Raw genomic sequence first — 26,655 nt, 5'->3', positions numbered from 1 at the left:
TAGCATCAGTGAAAGTTTGGATGAAGTTATCTAGTTTTGAGGGAATATACCTCATTTTTCTAAAAAAGCTCTTGTCAAAAGAGCAAATACATTGTAAAATGTAACTTGTCCTTGAGAAAATAGGACATCCTTTGAAAGACAGTCTGGTGGCGATAGCGAAGAGGTCACACCCGTTCCCATACCGAACACGGAAGTTAAGCTCTTCAGCGCCGATGGTAGTTGGGGGCTTCCCCCTGTAAGAGTAGGACGTTGCCAGGCTATCATTTCATACATACTCGTATGTGGTTTTATTATTCCACAGTAGCTCAGTGGTAGAGCTATCGGCTGTTAACCGATCGGTCGTAGGTTCGAGTCCTACCTGTGGAGCCATGCTTCCATAGCTCAGTAGGTAGAGTGCTTCCATGGTAAGGAAGAGGTCACCGGTTCGAGCCCGGTTGGAAGCTCCAGTCGGCCCGTTGGTCAAGCGGTTAAGACACCGCCCTTTCACGGCGGTAACACGGGTTCGAATCCCGTACGGGTCACCAAGTTTTTTTCGTTAAGAAAAATAACCAAGTTTTTTCGTTAAGAAAATAACATTCATTAATACGGAGGATTAGCTCAGCTGGGAGAGCACCTGCCTTACAAGCAGGGGGTCGGCGGTTCGAACCCGTCATCCTCCACCATTATTTATCCCAACGGCAGGCCGGTTTAGCTCAATTGGTAGAGCAACTGACTTGTAATCAGTAGGTTGGGGGTTCAAGTCCTCTAGCCGGCACCATTTCTTTATAAGCAATGTCTGAAGCCTTTTTTTTATGTGGAGGGGTAGCGAAGTGGCTAAACGCGGCGGACTGTAAATCCGCTCCTTTGGGTTCGGCGGTTCGAATCCGTCCCCCTCCACCATCTTTATTTCCGACAGATTATGTTACAACACGAGCCATTAGCTCAGTCGGTAGAGCATCTGACTTTTAATCAGAGGGTCGAAGGTTCGAGTCCTTCATGGCTCACCATTTGAACTTCTGAATAAAAGATGATATCAATGGTTACAAAGTATAATATGCGGGTGTAGTTTAGTGGTAAAACAAGAGCCTTCCAAGCTCTGGTCGTGAGTTCGATTCTCATCACCCGCTCCATTATGGGGCCTTAGCTCAGCTGGGAGAGCGCCTGCCTTGCACGCAGGAGGTCAGCGGTTCGATCCCGCTAGGCTCCACCATACATAATAAGTACTGTCCTTAGACGAATGTCTAAGGGCTTTTTTATGTCTTTCAAACCTTCAAGGATTCCTGATCCAATAAAGAGGAGGGTGCTTTTGTCCTAATAATTATCCATCAACCTCCTCGAAAGCGCTTACGTATCGGTATATCTATGCATATTTCTGTCCAGTTGAACCAACACGAATAGACAGGCTACAATGAATTTATAGAATTTTTTGAAACACAGCATAAGGGGAGGCCGTACAGAATGAAGAAGGATATTACGATCATCGGAGTACCGATGGATTTAGGGCAGACAAGGCGCGGCGTTGACATGGGGCCAAGCGCCATTCGATATGCAGGAATTGTGGAACGTTTAGAAGATATAAATTATAATGTCCAGGATTTCGGGGACATAGAGATTGCCCGGCCTGGGACAATAGAAGAAAAAATAGACACCAATCTTAAGAACCTTCAAGAAGTTTCAACTGCAAGTGAAAAGCTGGCAGACACGGTTTCTAATGTCATTCAGGAAAACCGGTTTCCTCTTGTCTTTGGAGGAGACCACAGTATCGCGATTGGCTCTCTTGCAGGAATTGCCAAGCACTACGAAAATCTTGGCGTCATCTGGTATGATGCTCATGGAGACTTAAATACCGCTGATACTTCACCAAGCGGAAACATTCATGGTATGCCCCTTGCAGCAAGTTTGGGAATCGGGCATGAATCCTTAACTGGTATTGGAGGATATGAGCAAAAAGTTAAGCCTGAAAATATTGTTATTATCGGTGCCCGTTCATTGGATGAAGGAGAAAAAGAATTAATCAAAGAACGCGGTATTAAAGTATACACGATGCATGAAATTGATCGGATCGGCATGACCAAGGTAATGGAGGAAACGATTGAATACCTTTCTAAAAAAACGGACGGTGTTCATTTAAGCCTTGACCTTGATGGATTGGATCCGCTTGACGCACCGGGTGTAGGGACGCCGGTTCTTGGTGGAATCAGCTACAGAGAAAGCCATTTGGCGATGGAAATGCTGGCCGAGTCTCAGATTATTACTTCAGCTGAATTTGTAGAGGTCAATCCAATTCTTGACGAAAGAAACAAGACAGCGACAGTGGCTGTGGCGCTAATGGGATCACTATTTGGCGAAAAATTATTATAATTATAAATCAAAAAAACAGCTCTCGATTACGAGTAGCTGTTTTTTACGTTTGCTTTTTGGAATTCATTTAATAGCTCATCTATGTGTTGGCTGATTTCAACAATTTCTTCAGCGATTAAAGGCATAATTTTAGACATTTCATTCATTTTTTTCCGTGAAACTTCAATTTCTCTTAGCAGGATATTGCGGTCCATGTGTGCACGCTCCTTAAAAAAAATCTTTAATTCCACTATTCCCTCATTTACCCAAATTGAAACTCATTTTCTAAATTTTGTACAAAACATTTCTCTATCCCTGTCTGTTTTCATGCTAAAATAAAAATTGCTCAATTTTTTATGGAATATGAAACTTTTTTGAATACTAAACGTAGAAAAATACGAACCGCAACTGGTGGTGGAAAATTGAAATGGATTCATTAATTAATAATCTGGTTACCCAAGTGAAAGCAGGGAACCAGGAGGCTTTTGAAGGTCTTGTTGAAATTTACAAAGATAAAATATACCGGCTGTGCTACAGAATGGTCGGAGACAGCCATGAGGCGGAGGACCTTGCTCAGGAAGCATTTGTCCGCGCTTACGTAAACATTGATAAATACAGTGGAAGCTATAAGTTTTCAACGTGGCTGTATCGCATCGCCACAAACTTGTGTATTGATAAACTGCGGAAAAAGAAACCGGATTACTCTATGGATGCTGAAATTCCAGGAACGGAAGGAGCAACGCTTTACGGCCAGGTGGCAGGAGCGGATCCACTTCCGGAAGAGGAAGCGGAGGAAAAGGAGAAGCGGGATCATCTCCAGCAGGAAATCATGAAACTTCCGGAAAAGTACAGGACAGCGATCCTGCTAAAGTATGTCGAAGATCTATCGCTTGAAGAGATCAGCTCTGTTATGGATTTGCCCGTTCCGACTGTCAAAACACGGATACATCGGGGAAGAGAAGCGTTAAAAAAGGTGTATAAAAAGGTTGCAAAATCGAGGTGAACATAATGTCATGTGATACAGAAAAATATATGAGCCTGATTGATAAAGCCCTGGATAGGGATATAACGGAGCTGGAGCAGAAAGAGCTGAACATACATCTGGAAAATTGCGAAGCCTGCAGAGAGCACTATTATGCCCTGAAGGAAATCATTTCCGACATGAAAGAATCAGCGCCTGTTGTAGCTCCCGACCATTTTACAGAGAATGTAATGAAGAAGCTTCCTGCCGTGAAAAAGAAAAGGATGCCGGCTCAATGGATCAGGCGTTATCCAGTCCTGACTGCGGCTGCAGTATTCTTAATCTTAATGTTCGGTTCAGTCATGGCCAATTGGAGTACGGGGAATGAACTATCAGTAGTCTCCGGCTCGGATAACGTTCAGATCAAGCCATCCACGCATACAGTTATCGTTCCTAAAGGAAAAACGGTCAAAGGTGACCTGGTCGTAGAAAATGGCGATGTGAGGGTGGAAGGAAAGGTTGACGGCAATGTCGTCGTCATCAAAGGGAAAAAATATATGGCTTCCGCGGGCCAGATAACCGGTGACAGCCAGGAAATCCATCAAGTGGTTGAATGGGTCTGGTATAAACTTAAAATGTTCTTCACAGGAGAGGAACAAAAATAATATTTAGTATCGAAATAATATGAAGATCTAAAAAGCCGCCTGTTTATGGCTGGCTTTTTACTTTTTCGGGACTTTATAACGCAGCCAAAGACACCCGGCCAGCCAGTCTCCAACTTTTATGGCAGCGGATGGGGTATGCTATAATAAGGGATACCGAATAATTATGATCATTGTTGCACTACATTAACATAGAAAGAGTAGTTCCCTGAAGTGGAGTGATGTCATGTTGCCTGTTGGAAGTTTTAGTTTAGGTAGCTATATCAGCCAGATCGTTGATATTTTGCTGGTTACCTATGTTTTTTATAAATTAATAATGCTGATAAGAGGAACCAAGGCGGTACAGCTTTTAAAAGGAATTGTGGTCATTGTAGCTGTATGGCTTGCAAGCAGTTTCTTTGAACTGCGGACAATGGGCTGGCTGATGGATAAAGCCATTACATATGGATTATTGGCCATTATTATTATTTTCCAGCCTGAATTAAGGAGAGCGCTGGAGCAGCTCGGCAGGGGAAAACTGTTTTCCCGATCTGGTTTAGCTGACGAAGAGGAGATGGGAAATTCCATTGATGCGATCGTTAAGTCAACCAGTTATATGGCCAAGCGCCGAATTGGGGCCATCATATCGTTTGAAAGAGAAACCGGTCTTACCGATTATGTGGAAACAGGGATTCCTATTCATTCGAAATTGTCATCAGAGCTGCTGACCAATATTTTTGTGCCCAACACGCCTCTGCACGACGGAGCGGTTATTTTGCGGCAGAATGAGATCGTTGCGGCAGGCTGTTATCTTCCGTTGACCGAAAGCCCTTTTGTTTCCAAAGAACTGGGTACAAGGCACAGAGCGGCTATCGGTGTAAGTGAAGTGACAGATGCGATTACTGTCATTGTCTCAGAAGAAACCGGTGGCATCTCGATTACGAAGAACGGAGAAATCCATCGCAACCTGAATGAGGAAACACTGAGAGCTTTATTGAATGCGGAATTAATGGTATCTGGCAGAAATGCTTCCTCATCACGCTGGAATTGGAGGGGGAAGAAAAATGGACAAACTCCTTAAGAGCAATTGGTTTGTAAAAATTATCGCTTTTCTTTTGGCATTAATGCTTTATACCGTCCTATCCATGGAAAACCAGCAGCAATCTGACCGGCAATCCCTGTTCACCTCCGTCTCCAAGACGAGTGAAACAGTAAGCGGGGTTGCCATTACGCCTTTTTTTGATGAAAATAAATACGTACTTACAGACTTGCCCCGATCGGTGGACGTCAAGCTGACGGGGTCTTCCAATCTGCTGACGAAAGCATTAAAAGTAGACCGTCGAATGGAAGTCTATATCGATCTTACAAAGATGGGTCCAGGTACAAAAAAAGTTCCTGTGAAAATCAGGAATGTTCCGGAAGGGTTAAGAGCCGTTCCATCACCTCAGGAAGTGGAAGTAACGCTTCACCGAAAACAAACGAAGCAGATCCCGATTTCTGTGGATATCAAGAACAAGAATAAACTGCCGGAGGGTTATGAAGCCGGAAAACTTAGCTACTCGCCGAAGAGTGTGTATGTAACAGGTCCAGAGGATTACATCAGGGATATTGCAAGTATCCGGGCATCTGTGGATGTTTCGAATGCCAAGGATAAGGTAGAATCAAGGGTGCCGCTGCGGGCTTACGACAGTCAAGGCAATCTGCTCGATGTACTGATTGATCCAAAGTCTGTCAATGTTACGGTCCCTATTACAAAACCAAGTAAAACGGTACCGCTGAGCCTGAATGAAAAAGGCAACCTTCCTGACGGACTTACCCTGGCAGGTATAACTGTGGATCCGAAAGAAGTGACGTTAACAGGTCCTTCATCCGCCCTTGATAAAATCAGTGAAGTAAGCGGCGTAGACATAGATTTAGACAAGATTAAAGAAGATTCAACGATAGACGTTGATGTGCCTCTTCCAAAAGGCACAGAAGCTGTAAATCCCAAACAAGTCCAAGTAAAAGTGGATGTAGAGAATGACGTGAAAACAAAGACCTTTAAGGATATCCCTATTGAAATGAGGGGAGAGATTCCTGAACAGCAGGCGTCTTTCTTATCTCCTGCGAGCGGAAAGATGGATGTGACCATTACAGGCAGCAAAAAAACAGTTGATGCATTGGTGGCTTCAGATATTAGGGCATATGTTGATGTCAGCAAGCTGAAACCAGGCGAGCATACGATTTCGATAAAAGCCTCAAACTCCAAGAACCTTCAAATGAAAAAGGAGTTTACGACGGCGAAAATTAAAATCGAAACCACGGCAACCCAGACTGGCTCTGATAACCAGACTGACCAAACCACATCGCAGAGCGGGGATAAGAACAGCAATAACGAGAATAACGGCACTGCCGGCAGCAAGCCGGACAATAACCCAACCTTTTCTCAATCAAAGGCAGAGGGACAATCGGATCGTACCGAATCAATTACTGAAGGAGAGAATTAAATCATGGGAAAATACTTTGGAACAGACGGGGTAAGAGGAGTTGCCAATACAGAGCTTACACCAGAATTAGCTTTTAAACTTGGCCGATTTGGGGGATATGTATTAACAAAGGAAACCCGAAAACCAAAAGTACTGATCGGCAGAGATACACGAATTTCTGGTCATATGCTTGAAGGAGCATTGGTGGCTGGCCTTTTATCTACGGGAGCTGAAGTATTGCGTTTAGGTGTCATCTCGACACCTGGCGTTGCTTTCTTGACAAATGCACTTGGCGCTCAGGCAGGTGTCATGATCTCTGCTTCCCATAACCCAGTCGCTGACAACGGAATTAAGTTTTTCGGAGCGGATGGCTTTAAGCTTTTGGACGAGCAGGAAGCAGAGATTGAAGCTCTCCTCGATCAGGAGAAAGACGAGCTTCCGCGCCCTTCAGGCGGTGATATTGGCTCAGTAGGCGACTATTTCGAAGGCGGACAAAAGTACCTTCAATATTTAAAACAAACCATCCCTGGCGATTTTTCCGGTATGCATATCGCACTCGACTGCGCTCACGGTGCAACATCTTCTTTGGCTCCGCATCTGTTTGCCGACCTGGAAGCCGATATCTCAACGATGGGAACAAGCCCAAATGGTCTAAATATTAATGATGGTGTAGGTTCCACACACCCTGAAAAATTGGCTGAACTGGTCAAGGAAAAAGGAGCAGACATGGGTCTGGCCTTTGATGGGGACGGAGACCGTCTGATTGCGATTGATGAAAAGGGGAACATCGTGGATGGCGACCAAATCATGTTTATTTGCGCCGTCTACTTAAAAGAACAGGGAAGACTGAAGAACGATACCATCGTCTCCACTGTGATGAGCAACCTTGGATTCTATAAAGGACTTGAAGACAGAGAAGTAAAATCGGTTCAGACTGCTGTCGGCGACCGATATGTAATGGAAGAAATGAGAAAGAGCGGATATAACCTGGGCGGAGAGCAATCAGGACATATCATTTTCCTTGACCATACCACGACGGGTGATGGCATGTTATCGGCTATTCAATTAGCAAGCATCGTCCAGCAGACGAAAAAGCCATTATCTGAGCTTGCGGATGAAATGAAAAAGTTCCCTCAGCTTTTAATCAACGTTAGAGTTGTAGATAAAACAAAGCTTGAAGGCAATACAACGATCCAATCTGCGATCGAGAAGGTCGAAGCAGAAATGAACGGAAACGGGCGTGTACTTGTACGTCCATCGGGAACTGAGCCGTTGGTGCGTGTCATGGTCGAAGCACCTACGAAGGAACAATGCCAAATCTATGCTGATCAGATAGCTGATGTGGTCAAGGCGGAACTTGTTTAGTCAAATGCACCCTCATTCATCAAGATAGGCACGAAACCTATGCATAAGCGCATCACCAGCGGGTTCGCTTATGCATATTTTATTAAATATTTATTAAGCTGCTTAGCAACCAATTGACGCTTAAATCGAAACAAGATATCATTAGGTTTGAATTTACTTTGAAACGGGAAGGTGGATAGAGCGGCCAATTTATTAACCTAAGCGCCTGAACTATTTTCGGACGGAAGAAAATAGTTGACGAGGAAGAGGTTCATCGATTTTTCGGCGGATGCCTCTCGGAACCAGTCACTTTCGTAAGCTTTTAAATAAAACAGGCAAGGCGACTTCCTGTACAAAATTAAAAGCAGTGGCTAACAAAATAAATCAAACATAGGTGGGGCTGTGAGCCCCGCTCACAGTCCCCCTGTTACAGAGGCAGGTGCCAGCCCATATTTTGGGCTATACCTGACCCAAGGGAGGATATATTAAATGTGCGGAATTGTAGGTTATGTAGGGAATAAGGATGCTAAAGAAATCTTGCTTCGCGGACTGGAAAAATTAGAGTACCGCGGTTATGACTCAGCAGGTATTGCTGTAGTTGATAATGACGGCGTTCAAGTCTTCAAAGAAAAAGGAAGAATCGCTGTATTGCGTGATATCGTTGACTCAAGCGTTGAAACATCAATGGGGATCGGACATACACGCTGGGCAACACACGGAGCGCCAAGCAAGGTGAATTCTCACCCACACCAAAGTACTGCAGGGCGATTTACGCTTGTGCATAACGGTGTTATTGAGAACTATGAGAATATTAAAAGAGAATACTTACCGAATGTTGAATTCGTAAGTGATACAGATACAGAAGTTGTTGTACAGCTTATTGAAAAGTTTGTCAGCGAAGGGGAGAACGTGGAAGAAGCATTCCGCCACGCGCTTTCTGTTATTAAAGGCTCTTACGCGATTGCGTTAGTCGATAACCAAGATTCAGACACCATCTATGTTGGTAAAAATAAAAGCCCGCTATTGGTCGGCGTAGGAGAAGGATTTAACGTTGTAGCAAGTGATGCTATGGCAATGATTTCTCAAACAGACCAATACGTTGAACTGATGGATGAGGAGATCGTTATCGTAACACGTGACTCCTATACCATCAAAACACTGGACGGCAAAGAAGTAGCACGTGATCCTTACACAGCTGAATTGGATGCAAGTGATATCGAAAAGGGAACGTACCCTCACTATATGCTGAAAGAAATTGATGAGCAGCCATTTGTTATGCGTAACATCATCAAGCAGTATCAAAACGAAGAAGGCAATCTTAAGCTTGATGACGATATTCGCAGCGCGATGAAAGGTGCAGACCGCATTTACATCGTGGCTTGCGGAACAAGCTACAATGCAGGACTTGTAGGTAAACAGCTGATCGAAAACATTGCCAATATCCCTGTAGAGGTTCATATTGCCAGTGAATTCGTTTATAACATGCCGCTTCTTTCTCAGAAGCCATTGTTTATCTTTATCTCTCAATCGGGAGAAACAGCCGACAGCCGTGCGGTATTGGTAGAAGTGAAAAAGCTGGGCCATAAAGCGTTGACGATTACTAACGTTCCTGGCTCTACCCTTTCAAGGGAAGCTGACCATACACTTCACCTATATGCAGGACCTGAAATCGCAGTAGCATCAACAAAAGCTTATACAGCGCAAATTGCTGTCCTTGCTATTCTTGCCGTTGATTCTGCTCGTGCAAAAGGCATCGAGCTTGATTTCAATCCGCTTCAAGAGCTTGCGATTGTGGCAAACGCAATGGAAACATTGACAGACCAAAAAGAAACCATGGATCGTGTAGCACAGGAATACCTATCAGTAACACGCAATGCCTTCTTTATCGGCCGTGCGGTTGATTACTTTGTTTGTTTGGAAGGTTCTCTAAAGCTTAAAGAAATCTCTTATATCCAAGCAGAAGGCTTTGCAGGAGGAGAACTTAAGCATGGTACGATTGCTTTGATTGAAGAAGGAACGCCAGTTATCGCTCTAGCTACACAAGAACACGTGAACTTGAGCATCCGCGGAAATGTAAAAGAAGTAGCAGCCCGTGGAGCAGAAACTTGCGTGATCAGTACAGAAGCGACGAAGGACGAAGGCGACCGCATCGTACTTCCTGAAGTACATGAGTACCTTACTCCGCTCGTATCTGTTGTACCGCTTCAATTGATTGCTTACTATGCAGCACTTCACCGTGACTGTGATGTTGATAAGCCGCGTAATCTTGCGAAAAGTGTAACAGTAGAATAAGTATTAAGTAAAAGCCAGTGGAAATTTACTGGTGTTTTACGCTAAAATAGCATTTTACTAGATAAAGAAGTCCTTTACTGAATAATAAAGTGCTTTTCACCCTTGGAATTTAACTTCCAGGGGTTTTTTCATTATGGAGCACTTAGTGAAATATTATATTGGATATTTCACTCTTATAGCATTCCACTATGAAGCAGGCTATGTCCTTGATCAAGTGTTTAGCACAACAAAAAAGTTTGACAAGTATCAGTAAAGAACTCTTTTATCTTACAACAGAAATGTCTTTTTAAAACTAAGTTGTACCCTGGCTGTCAATATCAAAAGGGGCTGTCCAAGAAGTCTGTAAGCTGTTGATTTCCGTGCCAGGCTCACCTGTCACGCTAGTCCCTCAGGACAAGGGGGGGTCCGGCAGCTTTTTATCGCACGAAGAAAAAGTGAAGTTCATTTTCGAGGAGTCTCGCACCATCCACTTCAATCAACTTTTCATTGAAGATTTTCAAGCCAAAAAGGAGCTGCTGAAGGTCAATTTTCGACTTTCAGGACAGCCCCTTTTTTTGTAGTAATTATTTCAAGTTATTTTTACATCAACTAAATCAGACAACTTAATCCTATGTACTTCTTTGTGGTTATCCACAATTCTCAATTCTTTTTTATAAATGGTGTCTTCAAATTAAACCCGTCGGTGAACAAGTTTAAAGTGGCTTAAAATTAATTATAACTGAAATAACATCTAAATACATATGAATCGTTCACAATTATCATTTAATTAACGAAGTGAACGCTTCCATCATCCGTAATATAAATAGATTGATGGCTACTTAAATATTTCAGTGCATCTTTCATTATTCCATGCTCTTTTAAATCAGCCTGTCCACGTATGTAAGTGTGCACATCTAAGATCAGCACATAGGAATAGCATTGCTGGCCATCGATCGGCTCAACATTTGAGAGCTGAAAAGCATCGCCATACTTTTCTTTAAACCATAACTTTGCCTGTTCATGAGTCTTAAATGAAGGGATTTTTGCTTCGTCAATTACTCCTGCAGCGTACACTCCTACACCAGCTCCTTTATGTAGATTTTCCCTATAATCATTCGCTGCCTCAGGATGAATTGCTGTTGGTCAAATCCTTTGTAATTTTAACCAGCACCAATATATATAGATATTATTTGATCAGAATAGTGCTGAGATGTTATTTGAAGGTGTGTTTAAGCTCCGCGAGTTTATAGAACAAGAGGCATAAATAATCACGAAAATGAGCCAAAGGTAATTGTTCCAGGAGGTGAGTCTAATGAAGAAAAAGGACGAGGACAAGCTGCGTAAAGAAATTTTAGATTTTGAATAAGGCTTTCCAGATGGTATTTATGGATGGCAGCTTTTTTTATGTTTTAAACATGACAACAAGTATGGTGACAAAATGCCCTTTTCTTTGAATTGAAAAATGGTGTGTAAACGCTTTATTATTAGAGCATAAGACCTATAGATTGTACGAATAGTACCAAATAGGAAAGGGGTTTCGATTGATATGGCAAGTTCTGAACAGACAAAGACAGGCGCTAAAGTAAAAATACAGCGGTTTGGCAGCTATTTGAGCGGTATGATCATGCCAAACATAGGGGCGTTCATCGCCTGGGGAATCATCACGGCATTATTCATTCCTACAGGATGGATTCCAAATGAAGATATGGCAAAACTGGTTAGCCCGATGATCACTTACTTGCTGCCGCTGCTTATCGGATTTTCAGGCGGACGCATCGTTTATGACCTGCGAGGCGGTGTCGTTGGTGCCACGGCAACGATGGGGGTTATTGTCGGAGCTGACATTCCAATGCTTCTAGGTGCCATGATTATGGGGCCTCTTGGCGGGTATGCCATTAAGAAGTTTGACAAGATGATTGAAGGAAAAGTGAAATCCGGCTTCGAGATGCTCGTGAATAACTTTTCCGCCGGGATTATTGCCGGAATTTTAACGATCATTGCCTACAAAGGAATTGGACCGGTTGTATTAACGTTAAACAAAACGCTTGCTGCAGGAGTACAGGCTATTGTAGACGCACACTTGCTGCCGCTGGCCAGCATCTTTATCGAACCAGCAAAAGTGTTATTCTTAAACAATGCCATTAACCATGGGATCTTAAGCCCGCTGGGAATTGAGCAAGCCACCAAAGCAGGAAAATCCATTCTGTTCTTGTTGGAATCCAATCCGGGACCAGGGCTGGGTGTCCTATTGGCTTACATCCTTTTTGGAAAAGGAATGTCGAAACAATCGGCACCAGGGGCTGCCATTATCCATTTCCTTGGCGGGATTCATGAGATTTACTTCCCGTATATTCTGATGAGACCGTTACTTCTTTTAGCGGTAATCGGAGGCGGTGCTTCCGGTGTATTCACTTTCTTGCTGTTTGACGCAGGATTGGTAGCCGCTCCGTCACCAGGAAGTATCTTTGCTCTTATTGCCATGACACCGAGAGGACACTACCTTGGGGTCATAGCTGGAGTTCTGGTTGCGGCAGCCGTATCCTTCTTGATTTCTTCTGTCATCTTAAAATCTTCCAAACAAACAGATGAAGATGATTTGACAAAAGCGACAGAAAAAACATCTGCACTTAAAGGAAAAGAAAGCCGTGCTTCATCACTTGTCCAACCGAAAGAAACGCAAGCGCAACAAACGTCTGGTGGTGCCAGGCACCACATCGCTGTAGAAAAAAGCCGTGCCGACGTTCAAAAGATTATTTTCGCTTGTGATGCAGGCATGGGTTCAAGTGCAATGGGCGCATCAATCTTAAAAAACAAAGCACGAAAAGCGGGACTGGATGTATCGGTGTCTAATACATCGATTACGAATATTCCCCCTGATGCAGATATCGTCATTACGCATAAAGATTTAACAGACAGGGCGAAAGCAAAACTGCCGAATGCCGAACACATTTCAGTAGAAAATTTCTTGAACAGTCCTAAATATGAAAAACTGCTGAATGAGTTAGTAGAAAGCAAAGGTACAACAGCACCTGCCGAGCCTGAAGGTATGCCAATCGCAGAAAACGAGTATGAAGACGTTTCGAAAATTATCTTTGCCTGTGATGCGGGTATGGGTTCGAGTGCGATGGGAGCTTCTATACTCAAAAATAAAGTTCAAAAAGCAGGGCTGGATGTTTCCGTGTCCAATACTTCGATTACCAATCTGCCCGCTGATGCAGACTTGGTCATCACCCACAAAGATTTAACCGATCGTGCAAAAGCTAAACTACCGGGCGCAAAACATATTTCAGTTGAGAACTTTTTAAACTCACCGAAATATGAAGAACTGCTTGAGAAGTTAAAAGCAGCCAAAAGCCTGCACTAATCGAAAAGTCCGGTTCCCAGGAATCGGACTTTTTCTATACTTTTTAAATCATGGCAACAATGATGATGACGAAATCGGCTTTTCATTTCGTTGTATTAAGGAACGGCGTGGCTTTATTATTTAATTAAGGGTATACAAATTAAATATTGTCATTAACGTGGAGTGAAGAACATGTATATATCGGCAAGAGAACGACTGATATTTGAAATCTTATTATCTAAAAAAGAAGAGATGACGGTCAAGGATCTTGCGGATGAAATTGATGTGAGTACCCGGACGATCCACCGTGATCTAAAAGAACTTGAAAATACGCTAAAAGAGTATGAACTGGAGCTGATCAAAAAATCAGGAGTGGGTATACAGATCATCGGGGACGAACATAGAATGGAAGAACTGAAGCTGGCGCTGTTTCATTTATCGTATAACGAGTACACGCCTGAAGAGCGGCAGACCATGATTTTTTGTTCCCTTCTGGAAGCGAAGGAACCGGTTAAGCTTGTCTCACTGGCTCATGATTTAAACGTGACCATCGCTACGATCAGCAATGATTTAACAAAATTAGAAAGCCGTCTGCTTGAATTTGATCTGACCCTCGTTAGAAAAAGAGGATACGGGGTAGAAATTACAGGGGACGAAAAAGCAAAAAGAAGAGCGATGAGCCAAATCATTGCGCAAAATCTTAACGAAACTGAATTCTTATCAATCGTAAAAGAAAATATCCAGAAAAAATCTCTTCATACGGCTGATTCCATTTCTGAGCGGTTATTGGGACTCGTTGAAAAGAACCGGCTATTGACGGTAGAGAAAGCGATTGAAGAAGTGAATGAAGAGCTTCCCTATCCCATTGCAGACAGTGCGTATATCGGCCTGGTCGTCCATCTGACACTGGCCATCGAACGAATTCTGCAGGGAGAAAACATCAATATGGACGAGGCTTTTCTGGAGACGTTAAAGACTGCACCGGAATATAAGGCAGCTGAAAAAATTATTGAAAAGCTGAAGAAGGTCATTCATGCCGACATACCTGAAGCAGAGGTAGGCTATATTACGATGCATCTGCAAGGTGCCAAGCTTAGGCAGGACAAAGGATACTTGCTGGAGGAGTCGAGTTTTCAAACGGCTTTAAAAGCGAAAAGCCTGATGATGTTTGTCGGTGAAAAGACCGGTATTGAACTTTTAGGGAACGCATCGCTCTTTCAGGGGCTAGTTACGCATTTAAAACCGGCGCTGTATCGGATCAAGCAAAACATGGGGATCTCTAACCCGCTCATGCCCAAGATTAAAAAAGATTATGAAGATCTCTTTCACATCGTACAGGATGGGGCCGCAGCTATTTTTCCGGATTTGCATGTTCCAGATGAGGAAGTGGCCTATCTTGTCATGCATTTTGGTTCCGCTTTGATGAACGGGCGCCATGCTGAACGATTGAAAGCTTTAGTGATCTGTTCTACGGGTATTGGGACGTCCAAAATGCTTGCGACTCGACTGAAACGGGAAATACCTGAAATTAAGGAACTGAAAAATGTATCACTCTTTGAATTGAATAAGATGGACACGGAAGAGTATGATCTTGTCATTTCTACGATACTTCTGCCGGATTATCATTCTCCGTATATTGTCATCAGCCCCATCCCTAACGAGGAGGAACTGCAGAAGGTTAAGCAATACATCGCAGAGACAGCCGGAGCACATTCAGAAGAGAAGCGTTCGGCTTTGCTCGAAACGAGCACGGGGGAAAAAGATCCTAAACAGTTTTTGGAAGGGCTGGAGAGCATCAAGAAGTATACCGATTCCATCGTGGACCTCTTACAAGGATTTAAACTGACCCCTGTCCATGGCCGGAAAGGCGTTGAGCTCATCCTAAAGGAAGCCTGTGAAGCTCTGGCTGCAGCAGGTGCCCTGCATAGCAGCGAACAGGTTGCTGCTGCACTGTTTGAACGTGAAAAACTGGGCGGACTTGGGATACCGAATACCGAGCTTGTGCTTTACCATGCACGCAGTGATGAGGTCGTTAAACCTTCCTTTACCATTTATGGGCTGGAAGATGCCATCAGGGTGCCCGCCATGGATCAGACTGTCATTGAAGCTGGCAATATACTGCTTCTGCTTGCGCCCAGCGAGTATTCAAGCCAGGGATTAGAGGTACTCAGCTTTATCAGTTCCATTATTATTGAAAACGAACAAAGCATAGCGCTGTTCGAATCAAAGGATGAACAGAAACTATCAGCCTATCTGGCGGAAAAGTTTGATCAGTTTTATAAAGAAAAACTAACAGAATTAAGGAGAGGATAATATGTCATCAGTGTTAACGAAAGAAAACATCCTATTAAATGCGGAAGTGGAGAGCAAGGAAAATGCGATCCGATTAACCGGAAACCTGTTAGTGGAAAATGGATATGTTGAACCGCAATACATTGAAAAAATGCTGGAGAGGGAGCAGCTGACCTCTACGTATATGGGGAACTTTGTGGCCATCCCGCATGGTACGGAGGATGCAAAGCAAGCGGTCAAGGAGTCAGGGATTGCTATTATCCAAGTGCCGGGCGGAGTGGAATTTGGACCTGGAAATGAAGTGAAACTGCTGATTGGAATTGCCGGAAAAGGCGATGAGCATTTGGAGATTCTTTCACAAATCGCCATTGTTTGTTCTGAAGAAGAAAATGTACTGGGGATCGTAAATGCCGGTTCAAAAGAAGAGATTCTAGACTACTTTGAAGGAGTAAACTAATATGCTGGCTGTACATTTTGGAGCGGGTAACATTGGCAGAGGATTTATTGGCAACTTATTGTTTCAATCAGGCTATCAAACAGTATTTGTAGATGTAAACCAGGAAATCGTAGACTTATTGAATGAAAAGAATCAGTATACTGTAGTTCTTGCGGATAAAAGCCAGGAAGAACTTCAGATCAGGAATGTATCAGCGGTTAACAGCGGAACAGATCCTGATCAGGTAATTGAGCTCATCGCAAATGCGGACCTGGTAACAGCAGCAGTTGGACCAAACATTCTTCCGTTTATCGCTGGCTCCATTGCTGAAGGACTTCGTAAAAGAATAACAGCAACTAACGCTCCTTTAAATATCATCGCCTGTGAAAACATGATCGGCGGAAGTACACTTTTAAAAGAAAAAGTTTACGAGAAATTGGAAGAAAGCGAGAAGCAGCTGTTTGATTCCCGCTTTGGATTTCCGGATGCAGCGGTTGATCGCATCGTTCCCAATCAGTCCAATGAAGATAAACTGATGGTTAAGGTAGAACCTTTCTATGAGTGGGCAGTAGATGAGACGAAAATCATCGGGAGCAGACCTGAAGTCGAAGGAATCACCTATGTAGAGGATTTGAAGCCGTATATTGAGCGAAAGCTGTTCACGGTGAACACTGGACATGCAGCAGCTGCATACATCGGGTATCAAGCTGGCATGCGAACCATTGATGAAGCGATGAAAATCAAAGAACTGCAAGAACTGATTCAAGAAACGCTGCAGGAAACAGGACGCATGCTTGTCAGCAAATATGCCTTTGACCCTGATGAACATCAGAAATATATCAAAAAAATTGTAAATCGTTTTGTGAATCCTTATATCACGGACGAGGTGACGAGAGTTGGACGTTCTCCGATCCGCAAACTTGGACCGGCAGACCGTCTTGTGAGCCCAGCCGTTCAATATCTTCAGCTGACTGGAGATGTCCCAGTTTCGTTAACAAGAGTCATTGCTTCAGCTCTTCTCTATGATTATAAAGAGGATCCAGAAGCAGTCGCTATTCAGGAAGCGATATATGAAAAAGGTATCGAACGAGCTATAGAGCAGTTTACCGGAATTGAAGCAGGGTCCATACTGTCTGAAACCGTGCTCAACCACTATCATCAATTAAAATCGGGCATCACAATAAAGTAATAAGTACAAAAAGCAGTGGATTCCTTAACGGAGATCTCACTGCTTTTTGATTTTAAAACACTCTCCCTGTACTTACGACGGTTTGTCCGCCAGTCTCCTTTAAAATTCGGTTTAAATCGGTAAGTATGGCACCTACATCCCGCAGGATCGTCAATGACTCGTAGCGTTTTAGAATGAAAAGACAATGAGACTGAATTTCCTGTGCTTCTTTTACAGTTGAGATGAGTTTTAACAAATTTTCGGCGGATGGATCAATGACCGTCATTCCATAATGAGCAATACAGTCTGACGTATGTTCAATGGCCAAATTTAACTGCGTGATTTCTTCAGAGGCGGCATGATCATCAAGATTAGTGGAAAGATCCCGGATCCCGCGGGCAATGCCGCGAATCTGCAGTGTAATGTGATTCAGATGCTTCATTCCGGTTTCAAGGTGCTCCAGCCGTATGCGCCGCTTCGTAAAGAAAGGGGTGAACCGGAGATTTTGACTGGCGAGAACAACAGCTTCAATGCCTTTCTCGTTCTGCTCTGTCAGTTCTTTGACCTCCTGCTGGATCTCTCGGCGGTGAGAGAGCGTCCTGTCCCAAAGGAGAACAAGATCTTTTAAGGTTATGGATGCCTTATTCGATAACTTTAAGAGCAGCTCTTCTGCAGCAGGTATCGTGTTGGGAGGGACGAGCAGAGCATTTGTCAGTACTGCGATGGCTGAACCGATGATCGTTTCCACAATACGGCTGAGCGCATAACCTTGTCCAAACGCGAGGACAAGAATGGAACTTACAGACACCTGAGAGACCACCTGAGCCGGCATCCGGAAGGCCGTTGTTACTGCCATGCCGACCAATACGACTAGAAGGATAGATCCCGCGTTCAATTTTAGCCAGTGCCCAATCAGCATGCTGATAATGACTCCGCCAATGACCCCGCTTACTCTATAGATCGCCTTTTCCATCGATCCAGCAATAGTGACCTGCATCGTCAGCACAGCTGCCAACGGAGCAAAGAACGGATAGTCATTTTGAGAGAGATGGGAGGAAACCATCCAGCCAAGGGCTGCGGCGATTGCTGTTTTCAATACTTGTAACGTCAGACCGAGACGTAAAAAGACTTCCAATCCTTTTCTCAATGGCGTTATCCTTTCTGCACATAGTCTTGTAAGTTGTTTTTTCCAAAAAGGCTTGAGCTGAAACCTGTTCAGCAGCCTTACCTGTTTACAGTATAACCTTGTTTCTTAGTAATTGATGCAGTTCTATATTCTCTGCAAACGGTTCTTGACTTTTTCCAGAAAAATGAATATATTATTTCTTAATCCAATATAGAAGAAGCGTTGAAAAGGATTAGTAGAATGTAGTGGTTTCTTTCCTTCAGAAAAAAACTTCGTCTTTCCAAAGAGAGGAAACTTACAGCTGAAAGGTTTCCGGGAGACAGCATTCGAACCTGCCTTGGAGTTCGGCATCGTTCATAAGATGTCTGCGGAAAGTGCCGTTACCAAAATGAGTGTACAGAGTGAATTCGTCTGTAAATAAGGGTGGTACCACCAATACCCCGGTCCCTTTTAAAGGATCGGGTTTTTTTGCGTTCCTTTTCACGGTTTTTACAATAGAAAGGAAGAGATAATGATGCGAAAAGAAAAAAAGCTGGTTGAAGAAATTACGGCCATGGAAGATGATTTTGCACAATGGTACACTGACGTCGCACGTAAAGCGGATCTCGTCGATTATGCAAGTGTAAGAGGATCCATGATCATCCGTCCTTACGGATATGCGATCTGGGAACATATCCAAAAAGAACTTGACCGCCAGATTAAGGATACCGGTCATGAGAATGTCTATCTTCCATTGTTTATACCAGAGAGCCTCCTTCAAAAAGAGAAAGATCATATCGAAGGATTTGCTCCTGAAGTGGCATGGGTTACACACGGGGGAGAGGAGAAGCTTGCGGAGCGCCTCTGTGTCCGTCCGACTTCTGAAGTGCTTTTCTGCGAGCATTATGCGAACATCATTCATTCATATCGCGACCTTCCAAAGCTGTATAACCAGTGGGGCAATGTTGTTCGCTGGGAGAAAACCACGCGTCCTTTCCTTCGCTCTCTTGAATTCCTTTGGCAGGAAGGCCACACGTGCCATGCGACCGATGAGGAAGCGGGAGAGGAAACCCGAAAGATGCTTGAAGTTTATGCGGATATATGTGAAGAGTATTTAGCGGTGCCTGTCCTTCGTGGCCGGAAAACAGACAAAGAAAAGTTTGCCGGAGCGAAGTTCACACTGACGATTGAAAGCTTGATGCATGACGGAAAAGCATTGCAGACAGGAACATCACATCACCTGGGAAGCGGATTTGCTGAAGCATTTGGCATTCAATACACCGACAAGCAAGGGAAACTTCAGCACGTACACCAAACGTCCTGGGGAATCACGACTCGCCTGATCGGTGCATTGATCATGGTGCACGGAGACAACCGAGGGCTTGTTCTTCCACCAAAAATCGCTCCAGTCCAAGTGATGGTCATCCCGATTGCTCAGCATAAAGAAGGGGTGCTCGACAAAGCGTATGAGCTTAAAGACCAGCTGAACAAAACGGTCCGTGCGGGGATTGATGCATCCGATAAGTCACCGGGATGGAAATTCAGCCAGCATGAGATGAAAGGTGTACCGCTTCGCATTGAGATTGGCCCGAAAGATATCGAAAAGAATCAGGCCGTTGCGGTCCGCAGGGATACAGGAGAAAAAATCTTCCTTTCTCTTGATGAACTGGAAACACGTATTCCGCTTCTGCTGGAAGAAATCCAAAAAGGTCTGCTGCAAAAAGCAAAGGCACACCGCGAAGAGAAAACGAACATCGCCCTCAGCATGGGAGAATTCAAAGCGGTGCTGGAATCTAATCCTGGTTTCATTAAAGCCATGTGGTGCGGAGACCGTAAGTGTGAGGATCAAATAAAGGAAGAGACAGGCGCGACCTCCCGCTGTATGCCATTTGAGCAGGAGGTTATTTCGAAAACGTGTGTTTGCTGCAGAAAAGAAGCGGCAGAACTTGTCTATTGGGCAAAAGCGTATTAAGATACGCGAATGGTTTTGATATAAAACAAAAAGGGAAAACAACAGATTACAGCGAAAGAATTTTGCTTCTAGAAACCCTGGCAGAACAATAAACTACAGTTATCAATCAAAAACACTTCACGAAATATTTTGACTACTTAGGCAACAGGCGTTATAATCATTTAAAAGGAAGTGAGAACAATGAATACTTTTAAAAAGATAGTTGTTCGAGTAATCGGATCCAATCTTCTAGTGCTGTTTGCCCTCCTGCTTCTTCCGGTGTTCCTGTTAACTGACAATGTCAATGTGTTTCAAGATCTCGTAGAATATATTTTTAAGCCAGATTAATAATTAAACACCACCAACTGTGTGGTGTTTTTTGTTGAGTAAAAGTACATAGTAAAAAAAACAAAGAGCAAGGAGAGAACGCAATGGCAAAAGTCATCGTGCTGTTGCTTGCTTTGTTTTCCGGAATGGGGCAAAGCATGCAGGCGGCTGTAAACGGAACGCTTGGAAAGAAGATTGGTTCAATCGAAGGTGCTTTCGTTTCCTTTTTTACGGGAACCGTGATGCTCCTTATTTTTATGCTGATTTGGGGGAACGGCAGTCTCAGTACAGTGTGGAACGTTCCAAAATGGAACCTTATCGGTGGTGTGCTGGGGGCCATCTATGTATTTATTGTTATCATGGCTGTTCCGAAGATTGGAGTAACAAGTGCCATTACGGCAGTCATCATTGGCCAGCTGACCATGAGTGTTGTCATTGACCATTTTGGATGGTTTGGCAATGAACCTGTCCATTTTACGTATAAAAGGATGATCGGGCTCGTTCTGATGTTTGCCGGCCTCTATTTTATTTTCTCGGACAAGCATTAAGCACAAGTAGTTTCTAAATAAAAGCATTGTTTAAAAAAAATTGCTGTGATAAATTTTTAAATAGAGCTACTTTTCAGTTACTTTTCCATTGGTAAGATAGCCGGGGAGCAGCATTTTTTATGTTCAATTTGAAAGCGTTAACAAAGGGAGAAGTATCGAAAGGGAAAAAGGGGGAGAAACAATGGAATATGGGGTAATAGTGTCCATCGGCATTTATATGGCCGGGATGCTTCTGATCGGCTGGTTCGCTTACCGAAGAACAGCGAACTTGACTGATTATATGCTGGGGGGCAGAGATTTGGGGCCTGCAGTCACAGCACTGAGTGCGGGGGCATCTGATATGAGCGGCTGGCTGCTCATGGGTCTGCCGGGAGCAATGTATGTTTCCGGTTTAAGTGCGGGGTGGATCGTTGTTGGTCTGACAGCGGGTGCCTACTTAAACTGGCTTTTTGTTGCACCACGCCTTCGTACGTATACGGAAATAGCAAATAATTCTATTACTATTCCGGATTACTTTGAAAATCGATTCAAGGATACATCCCGAATTCTAAGAATTACATCAGCAATTGTTATTTTGATTTTCTTTACGTTTTATACTTCATCTGGAATGGTTTCAGGCGGCGAACTATTTAAGACGGCTTTCAATCTCGATTACACATGGGGAATTTGGCTGACCGCCAGTGTTGTTGTTCTGTATACGCTGTTTGGCGGTTTTCTTGCCGTCAGCTGGACTGATTTTGTTCAAGGGACGATCATGTTTATTGCGTTAATCCTCGTGCCGGTCGTAACAATCTTTCAACTCGGCGGGACAGGGCCAACTTTTACAGAAATTCAATCCATCGATCCGAAATTGCTCGACGCCTTTAAGGGGACAAGCTTGATCGGAATCGTTTCTCTCTTAGCGTGGGGACTTGGTTATTTTGGACAGCCTCATATCATCGTCCGTTTTATGGCCATTTCTTCTGTCAAGCAGATGAAAAATGCTCGAAGAATCGGAATGGGCTGGATGATTTTTTCCATTGTTGGAGCAATGTTTACAGGTCTGGTTGGTATTGCATATTTCAATCTTAACGGCGGAGGGCTCGGTGAGAAAAAGGCTGAAACCGTATTTATTGTGCTATCGGAAGTGCTGTTTCATCCGCTGATTACGGGATTCCTGCTAGCCGCTATTTTAGCAGCGGTTATGAGTACGATTTCATCACAGCTGCTTGTCACATCGAGTGCTATGACAGAAGACTTTTATAAAGCGTTCTTTAAGCGATCCGCTTCAGACAAAGAACTTGTATTGGTCGGACGCCTTTCTGTATTGGCGATCTCAGTGATCGCTTTAGTTCTTGCTCTTAATCCGAATAAAACCATCCTTAACCTTGTTGGCTATGCGTGGGCAGGATTTGGAGCGGCGTTTGGACCGGTCGTTCTTCTAAGTTTATACTGGAAAAGAATGACGAAATGGGGAGCCTTTTATGGCATGCTTTCGGGTACACTGACCGTTATTATCTGGGAGCAAATTAAAGCGTTTGAAGCAGTGTACGAGATTATTCCAGGCTTTATCGTTTGCTCCGTCGTTATTGTAGCGGTAAGCATGATGACAGCAAAACCATCTGCTGAGATCGAATCAGAATTTGAAGAAGCACAAAAGATTGCATAAGACGTATGAAAGGCCGTCCTGTCTGACAGGGCGGCTTTTTTAAATTTCTGGAAAATTCAATCTTGACCGGAACCGCCATTCTGTCATATAGTTATCATCGTGAACAGTTCAATTCTTGAACTAGTTATAGTCTAAGTCGGAAAATGGGTGAATACAATGGATGTTGGGAAATGGCAAAGCATACTTGGCCGGTATGAAGCGGCTTCCTTTACAGTAAATAAAAGGTTCGGTGCCCTGATCAAGGAGCAGCTTCAGGATGTGCTGACGAATGACCAGCACATGACGCTGAGCTATATTAAAAGATTCGGATCCTGCACGACGACTGAGCTGGCAGAGGCGTTTTGTGTACATAAGAGCGCCATTACAGCTATTGTTACGCGGCTGGCAGAGAAAGGATATATCGATCGGATAAGAGACCAAAAGGATAGAAGAATTGTGTACTTGTCTTTGACAGAAGAAGGGTTAAAGGTCTTTCAATGGGCAGATGAGAAAGTTTTTGAGGTGGTTGCTCCTTTTCTTAAGGTGTTCAGTGAAGAAGAGATTGAATCGTTCTTGAACCTGTACGAGAAACTGGCATCTGTACTGAATGAGGAGTAGGGGAGGAGAGAAAGAATGAGAGCGGTGTTAAAAGGAAAGTGGATCATTGCAGCCGTCTGGCTGGCACTTGTCGTTGGGCTGGCGCTGCTCGCACCTAATATGGCAGACCTGGTGAGGGAAAAGGGGCAGATTAATGTTCCAGACGGATATTCGTCGAGCTATGCCCAAAAAATGCTGAATGATTTGGATAAAAAAGAAAAATCGGAGGATGAATCGCAGGTTGCTCTTGTGTTCCACAGCAGCAAAAAGCTGACAGAAAGCGAAAAGAGCGAGGTCAAAAGCGCTGTAGCGAAACTGGAACAGGATAAGAACGGCCTTGGAATCAGCGAGGTTTTAACACATTTTAAAAATAAAGAACTGAAAGACCAGCTCGCTTCAAAGGATGGAAAGACCATCCTTTCCTTAGTTACCGTTAAAACTGACGGCAAAGAGCCGGCTGACATTTCAAAATCACTCTACAGTGAATTAAAAGACGTAAAAGTACCGCATTATTACACAAGCAGCTGGATGATTGACGAGGATGTGGTCGCAAGTTCTCAGGAAGGGCTCAAAAAAACCGAATACATAACGGTCGTCTTCATTCTTGCCGTTCTGTTCGTTGTTTTCCGCTCGTTTATTGCACCGCTAGTCCCGCTTGTTACCGTTGGGATCAGCTATGTTGCGGCACAGTCGATCGTAGCTTTTTTAGTGGATAAATGGAACTTCCCGCTGTCCACGTTTACACAGATCTTTCTTGTCGCGGTCTTGTTCGGTATCGGAACAGATTATTGTATCCTGCTTCTCAGCCGCTTTAAAGAAGAGATGGGCCGGAATGAGAGTTTACTGGATGCCATTATCACCACGTACAAAACGGCGGGAAGAACCGTATTTTTCAGCGGTCTTGCTGTGATGATCGGCTTTGCAGCCATCGGTTTCTCAACTTTTAAACTCTATCAGTCTGCTGCAGCTGTTGCAATTGGAGTCGCGGTGCTGCTGCTGGCATTATTGACGCTCGTTCCGTTTTTCATGGCGGTGCTCGGCACCAAGCTGTTCTGGCCGTCTAAAGCCGCGATGGAGCATAAACAAAGCAGGATTTGGGGAGCTGCAGGGTCGTTCTCCTTTAAACGCCCGCTCGTTACGCTTCTTATCGTCGCCGCCATCGTCACTCCTTTTCTTGCAACTTATGATGGAGATTTGTCCTTTAACTCTTTGGATGAGATCGGCGATAAATATAACTCGGTAAAAGCGTTTAATGTTATCTCTGACAGCTTTGGTCCGGGAGAATCCCTTCCTGCCAGAGTTGTCGTAAAGAATGATGAGCCGATGGACCGTTCGGAGTATTTGGCAACCATTGAGAAAATCAGCCGTGAAGTCGGACAGATTAAAGGTGTGGACCGGGTGCGCAGTGCCACACGGCCGGTCGGCGAGGAGCTGAAAGATCTCCAGGTCGCTAATCAGGCAGCTTCTCTGGATAATGGATTAGAAAAAGGCAACAACGGATTGAAAAAAATCAGCGGAGGATTGGCCGAAGCAAGCACGCAGCTTAGCAATTCCCAGCCCAAGATGAAGCAGACGACAGATGGAATCGGTGAGCTGGTGACAGGCACTAACAAACTTAAAACAGGAATCGGTGACCTTTCCGGCGCGCTTTCCAAGATCGAAAAGGGAATGCGTGACGGCTCCAAAGGCGCAGGAGACCTGAAAAAGGGCGTGCAGCAAGCGAAGTCGAGTGCAGACCTGCTATACCAAAGTAATCTGAAGCTTCTTTCCGGCTATAAAGAAATGGAAAGCGGTCTGGGACAGCTGCAAGGCGGCTATGCCAAAACGGCAAAGCAGCTGAGTACCACCTCAAAAAGTCTTGCCCAACTAAAGGGAAGCTTCACTCATTTAGAAAAAAAATACACGAGTACAGATAAAAGCAAAGACATTAACAGCGATTCTGATTACCAGGCCATCAAAGGCACGTTTACTCAGCTTCAAGGCGGCCTAGGCCAGCTGGCAGCGGGTCTGGACCAGTTGAATGGAAATTTGAATAAGGTAAAAACCAACATGGGGAAAGCCAATGACGGCTTGAGTAAAGTAGTCGGCGGCCAAAAACAGCTGGCTGACGGACTCGGCTCGATTTCAGCGGGGCTTGGCCAGTTAGAAACAGGAATCAATAAGGCTGCAGACGGACAGCAGCAAGTTATCGGAAAGCTGCCAGAAGTACAGGGCGGTTTAGCTAAAATCGCCGGTGGACAGGAGCAGCTGAAGAGCGGTTTTTCACAGATGGACCGCCAGCTTTCAGAGCTTTCTGACGGGCTTGGGCAAAGCGCGTCAGGCATTAAAAAGGTTTCAGGCGGAATCGATTCTGCCAACGATTACCTTCACTCTCTGTCTTCATCACCCGACCCGGAGATGGCGGGCTGGTTCCTGCCTGAAGATGTACTGAACAACAAGGATTTTCAGCAGGTGTTCGATAACTATATGCCGGGTGACCGCAAACTGACAACGCTTGATGTAATTTTTAAAGAAAACCCTTATTCACAGCAAGCGCTCGGACAGGTGGATGAAATCAAGCAAGCGGTTAAGCGTGCAACAGCCGGTACCAACCTTGAGAATGCACAGGTTGGGATCAGCGGAGTAACAAGCATCTACTCTGATCTGAATGATATCTCGGCTTCTGATTATTCGAGAACAGTTGTTTTAATGTTAGTAGGAATTGCGATTATTCTCATCATCATGCTGCGATCCTTTATTATGCCGCTTTATATTATCGCTTCACTTGTCTTAACGTTTTATACAGCGATGGCTTTTACAGAAACCATTTTTGTCAATGTACTGGGTTATTCCGGCATCAACTGGGCGGTACCGTTTTTTGCCTTTGTTATATTGGTAGCGCTGGGAGTAGATTATAGCATCTTCCTTATGGACCGGTTTAACGAATACAAGTCACTGTCCGTAAAAGAAGCGATGCTTTCCTCCATGAAGAATATGGGGACCGTCATTATCTCAGCGGTTGTCATTCTCGGAGGAACATTCGCGGCGATGTATCCTTCGGGGGTATTGTCGCTGCTGCAAATCGCGACGATTATTTTAAGTGGTCTATTGCTTTATGCGTTTGTCATTTTGCCGCTGTTTGTCCCGGTTATGGTAAGAACGTTCGGAAAAGCAAACTGGTGGCCATTTATGGATTCAAAAAAAGAATAGAAATATTGATTAAAGCAGCGTACGGAATGTGCGCTGCTTTTTTGACGCCAAAAAAAAAAGAGACAAGATAC

21 protein-coding genes, 9 tRNA genes, 1 rRNA gene and 1 other annotated feature are annotated in these 26,655 nt (G+C 44.1%); of the genes, 28 read left to right on the top strand and 3 right to left on the bottom strand.

Annotated features, from left to right (window positions below; genetic code table 11):
- The first annotated feature begins 142 nt into the window (after positions 1-142).
- The 11 genes from rrf to rocF all read left to right on the top strand — a co-directional run bounded on the left by rrf (position 143) and on the right by rocF (position 2,340).
- A 5S ribosomal RNA gene (rrf, locus tag OKX00_RS22650) occupies positions 143-258 on the top strand.
- Between the two features lie 36 nt (positions 259-294).
- Positions 295-369 (top strand) — tRNA-Asn (locus OKX00_RS22645).
- A 1-nt stretch (position 370) separates the two neighbouring features.
- A tRNA-Thr gene (locus OKX00_RS22640) sits at positions 371-446 on the top strand.
- Positions 447-449: 3 nt separating this feature from the next.
- Positions 450-524: transfer RNA gene (locus OKX00_RS22635), tRNA-Glu, on the top strand.
- Between the two features lie 62 nt (positions 525-586).
- Positions 587-662: transfer RNA gene (locus tag OKX00_RS22630), tRNA-Val, on the top strand.
- Positions 663-681: 19 nt separating this feature from the next.
- A tRNA-Thr gene (locus OKX00_RS22625) sits at positions 682-757 on the top strand.
- Positions 758-795: 38 nt separating this feature from the next.
- Positions 796-879 (top strand) — tRNA-Tyr (locus OKX00_RS22620).
- A 31-nt stretch (positions 880-910) separates the two neighbouring features.
- Positions 911-986 (top strand) — tRNA-Lys (locus OKX00_RS22615).
- Positions 987-1,035: 49 nt separating this feature from the next.
- A tRNA-Gly gene (locus tag OKX00_RS22610) sits at positions 1,036-1,109 on the top strand.
- A 4-nt stretch (positions 1,110-1,113) separates the two neighbouring features.
- A tRNA-Ala gene (locus tag OKX00_RS22605) sits at positions 1,114-1,189 on the top strand.
- Positions 1,190-1,437: 248 nt separating this feature from the next.
- Positions 1,438-2,340, top strand: coding sequence for an arginase (gene rocF / locus OKX00_RS22600; protein ID WP_053356158.1), 903 nt, complete (start codon positions 1,438-1,440; stop codon positions 2,338-2,340).
- A 26-nt stretch (positions 2,341-2,366) separates the two neighbouring features.
- On the opposite strand, the gene OKX00_RS22595 is transcribed toward rocF, so the two are convergent.
- Complete coding sequence (locus OKX00_RS22595) at positions 2,367-2,534, bottom strand: aspartyl-phosphate phosphatase Spo0E family protein (RefSeq protein WP_082316072.1); 168 nt, start codon at positions 2,532-2,534, stop codon at positions 2,367-2,369.
- Between the two features lie 212 nt (positions 2,535-2,746).
- Here OKX00_RS22595 and sigW point away from each other — a divergent pair, with 212 nt between their 5' ends.
- The 7 genes from sigW (at position 2,747) to OKX00_RS22560 (ending at position 10,582) form a co-directional block, all read left to right on the top strand.
- Entirely contained in the window at positions 2,747-3,322 is a 576-nt protein-coding gene (gene sigW, locus OKX00_RS22590) for an RNA polymerase sigma factor SigW (RefSeq protein WP_265408938.1), read from the top strand.
- 5 nt (positions 3,323-3,327) lie between these two features.
- On the top strand, positions 3,328-3,945 hold the full coding sequence (locus tag OKX00_RS22585; protein WP_256227729.1) for an anti-sigma factor family protein: 618 nt from the start codon (positions 3,328-3,330) through the stop codon (positions 3,943-3,945).
- A gap of 226 nt (positions 3,946-4,171) precedes the next feature.
- Entirely contained in the window at positions 4,172-5,002 is an 831-nt protein-coding gene (gene cdaA, locus OKX00_RS22580) for a diadenylate cyclase CdaA (RefSeq protein WP_197275530.1), read from the top strand.
- The gene (locus tag OKX00_RS22575; protein WP_265408937.1) at positions 4,986-6,407 is read left to right on the top strand and encodes a CdaR family protein; all 1,422 of its coding nucleotides are present in this window, start codon (positions 4,986-4,988) and stop codon (positions 6,405-6,407) included. The genes cdaA and OKX00_RS22575 overlap by 17 nt, the downstream gene beginning before the upstream one ends.
- A 3-nt stretch (positions 6,408-6,410) precedes the next feature.
- Positions 6,411-7,751 (top strand): phosphoglucosamine mutase, encoded by a 1,341-nt coding sequence (gene glmM, locus OKX00_RS22570; RefSeq protein ID WP_265408936.1) that lies wholly within the window; start codon positions 6,411-6,413, stop codon positions 7,749-7,751.
- Positions 7,752-8,219: 468 nt separating this feature from the next.
- Positions 8,220-10,022, top strand: coding sequence for a glutamine--fructose-6-phosphate transaminase (isomerizing) (glmS, locus tag OKX00_RS22565; RefSeq protein ID WP_265408935.1), 1,803 nt, complete (start codon positions 8,220-8,222; stop codon positions 10,020-10,022).
- Positions 10,023-10,372: 350 nt separating this feature from the next.
- On the top strand, positions 10,373-10,582 hold the full coding sequence (locus OKX00_RS22560; protein WP_265408934.1) for a hypothetical protein: 210 nt from the start codon (positions 10,373-10,375) through the stop codon (positions 10,580-10,582).
- A gap of 202 nt (positions 10,583-10,784) precedes the next feature.
- Here OKX00_RS22560 and OKX00_RS22555 read toward each other — a convergent pair whose 3' ends face one another.
- The gene (locus tag OKX00_RS22555; protein ID WP_053356135.1) at positions 10,785-11,075 is read right to left on the bottom strand and encodes a hypothetical protein; all 291 of its coding nucleotides are present in this window, start codon (positions 11,073-11,075) and stop codon (positions 10,785-10,787) included.
- Positions 11,076-11,547: 472 nt separating this feature from the next.
- On the opposite strand from OKX00_RS22555, the gene OKX00_RS22550 reads away from it, so the two are divergent.
- The 4 genes from OKX00_RS22550 to OKX00_RS22535 all read left to right on the top strand — a co-directional run bounded on the left by OKX00_RS22550 (position 11,548) and on the right by OKX00_RS22535 (position 17,261).
- Positions 11,548-13,365, top strand: coding sequence for a PTS mannitol transporter subunit IIBC (locus OKX00_RS22550; protein ID WP_265408933.1), 1,818 nt, complete (start codon positions 11,548-11,550; stop codon positions 13,363-13,365).
- Between the two features lie 171 nt (positions 13,366-13,536).
- Positions 13,537-15,657 (top strand): BglG family transcription antiterminator, encoded by a 2,121-nt coding sequence (locus OKX00_RS22545; RefSeq protein WP_265408932.1) that lies wholly within the window; start codon positions 13,537-13,539, stop codon positions 15,655-15,657.
- A 1-nt stretch (position 15,658) separates the two neighbouring features.
- Positions 15,659-16,093: a PTS mannitol transporter subunit IIA gene (locus OKX00_RS22540; RefSeq protein WP_053356132.1), complete on the top strand. Its 435-nt coding sequence runs from the start codon at positions 15,659-15,661 to the stop codon at positions 16,091-16,093.
- Position 16,094: 1 nt separating this feature from the next.
- Positions 16,095-17,261, top strand: a complete 1,167-nt coding sequence (locus OKX00_RS22535) for a mannitol-1-phosphate 5-dehydrogenase (RefSeq protein ID WP_265408931.1) — start codon at positions 16,095-16,097, stop codon at positions 17,259-17,261.
- 52 nt (positions 17,262-17,313) lie between these two features.
- Here OKX00_RS22535 and OKX00_RS22530 read toward each other — a convergent pair whose 3' ends face one another.
- The gene (locus OKX00_RS22530; RefSeq protein WP_053356130.1) at positions 17,314-18,387 is read right to left on the bottom strand and encodes an FUSC family protein; all 1,074 of its coding nucleotides are present in this window, start codon (positions 18,385-18,387) and stop codon (positions 17,314-17,316) included.
- A 192-nt stretch (positions 18,388-18,579) separates the two neighbouring features.
- Positions 18,580-18,818: a binding site (T-box leader), on the top strand.
- A gap of 62 nt (positions 18,819-18,880) precedes the next feature.
- Here OKX00_RS22530 and proS point away from each other — a divergent pair.
- The 6 genes from proS to OKX00_RS22500 all read left to right on the top strand — a co-directional run bounded on the left by proS (position 18,881) and on the right by OKX00_RS22500 (position 26,584).
- Positions 18,881-20,317, top strand: coding sequence for a proline--tRNA ligase (gene proS, locus OKX00_RS22525; RefSeq protein WP_416054359.1), 1,437 nt, complete (start codon positions 18,881-18,883; stop codon positions 20,315-20,317).
- 180 nt (positions 20,318-20,497) lie between these two features.
- Positions 20,498-20,644: a hypothetical protein gene (locus OKX00_RS22520; RefSeq protein WP_265408929.1), complete on the top strand. Its 147-nt coding sequence runs from the start codon at positions 20,498-20,500 to the stop codon at positions 20,642-20,644.
- 83 nt (positions 20,645-20,727) lie between these two features.
- A complete protein-coding gene (locus OKX00_RS22515; protein ID WP_265408928.1) occupies positions 20,728-21,171 on the top strand; it encodes a DMT family transporter in 444 nt (147 codons plus the stop codon).
- Between the two features lie 181 nt (positions 21,172-21,352).
- Positions 21,353-22,819, top strand: coding sequence for a sodium/proline symporter PutP (gene putP, locus OKX00_RS22510; RefSeq protein WP_053356127.1), 1,467 nt, complete (start codon positions 21,353-21,355; stop codon positions 22,817-22,819).
- 156 nt (positions 22,820-22,975) lie between these two features.
- Positions 22,976-23,416, top strand: a complete 441-nt coding sequence (locus OKX00_RS22505) for a MarR family winged helix-turn-helix transcriptional regulator (protein ID WP_256227741.1) — start codon at positions 22,976-22,978, stop codon at positions 23,414-23,416.
- A 15-nt stretch (positions 23,417-23,431) separates the two neighbouring features.
- The gene (locus tag OKX00_RS22500; RefSeq protein WP_265408927.1) at positions 23,432-26,584 is read left to right on the top strand and encodes an MMPL/RND family transporter; all 3,153 of its coding nucleotides are present in this window, start codon (positions 23,432-23,434) and stop codon (positions 26,582-26,584) included.
- The last annotated feature ends 71 nt before the right edge of the window (positions 26,585-26,655 follow it).

The organism is Fictibacillus sp. KU28468 (assembly GCF_026153615.1).
Lineage (GTDB): Bacteria > Bacillota > Bacilli > Bacillales > Fictibacillaceae > Fictibacillus_C > Fictibacillus_C marinisediminis.
Note: the sequence above shows the minus strand (reverse complement) of the source record. Positions and strands in the feature narration are given on the sequence as shown.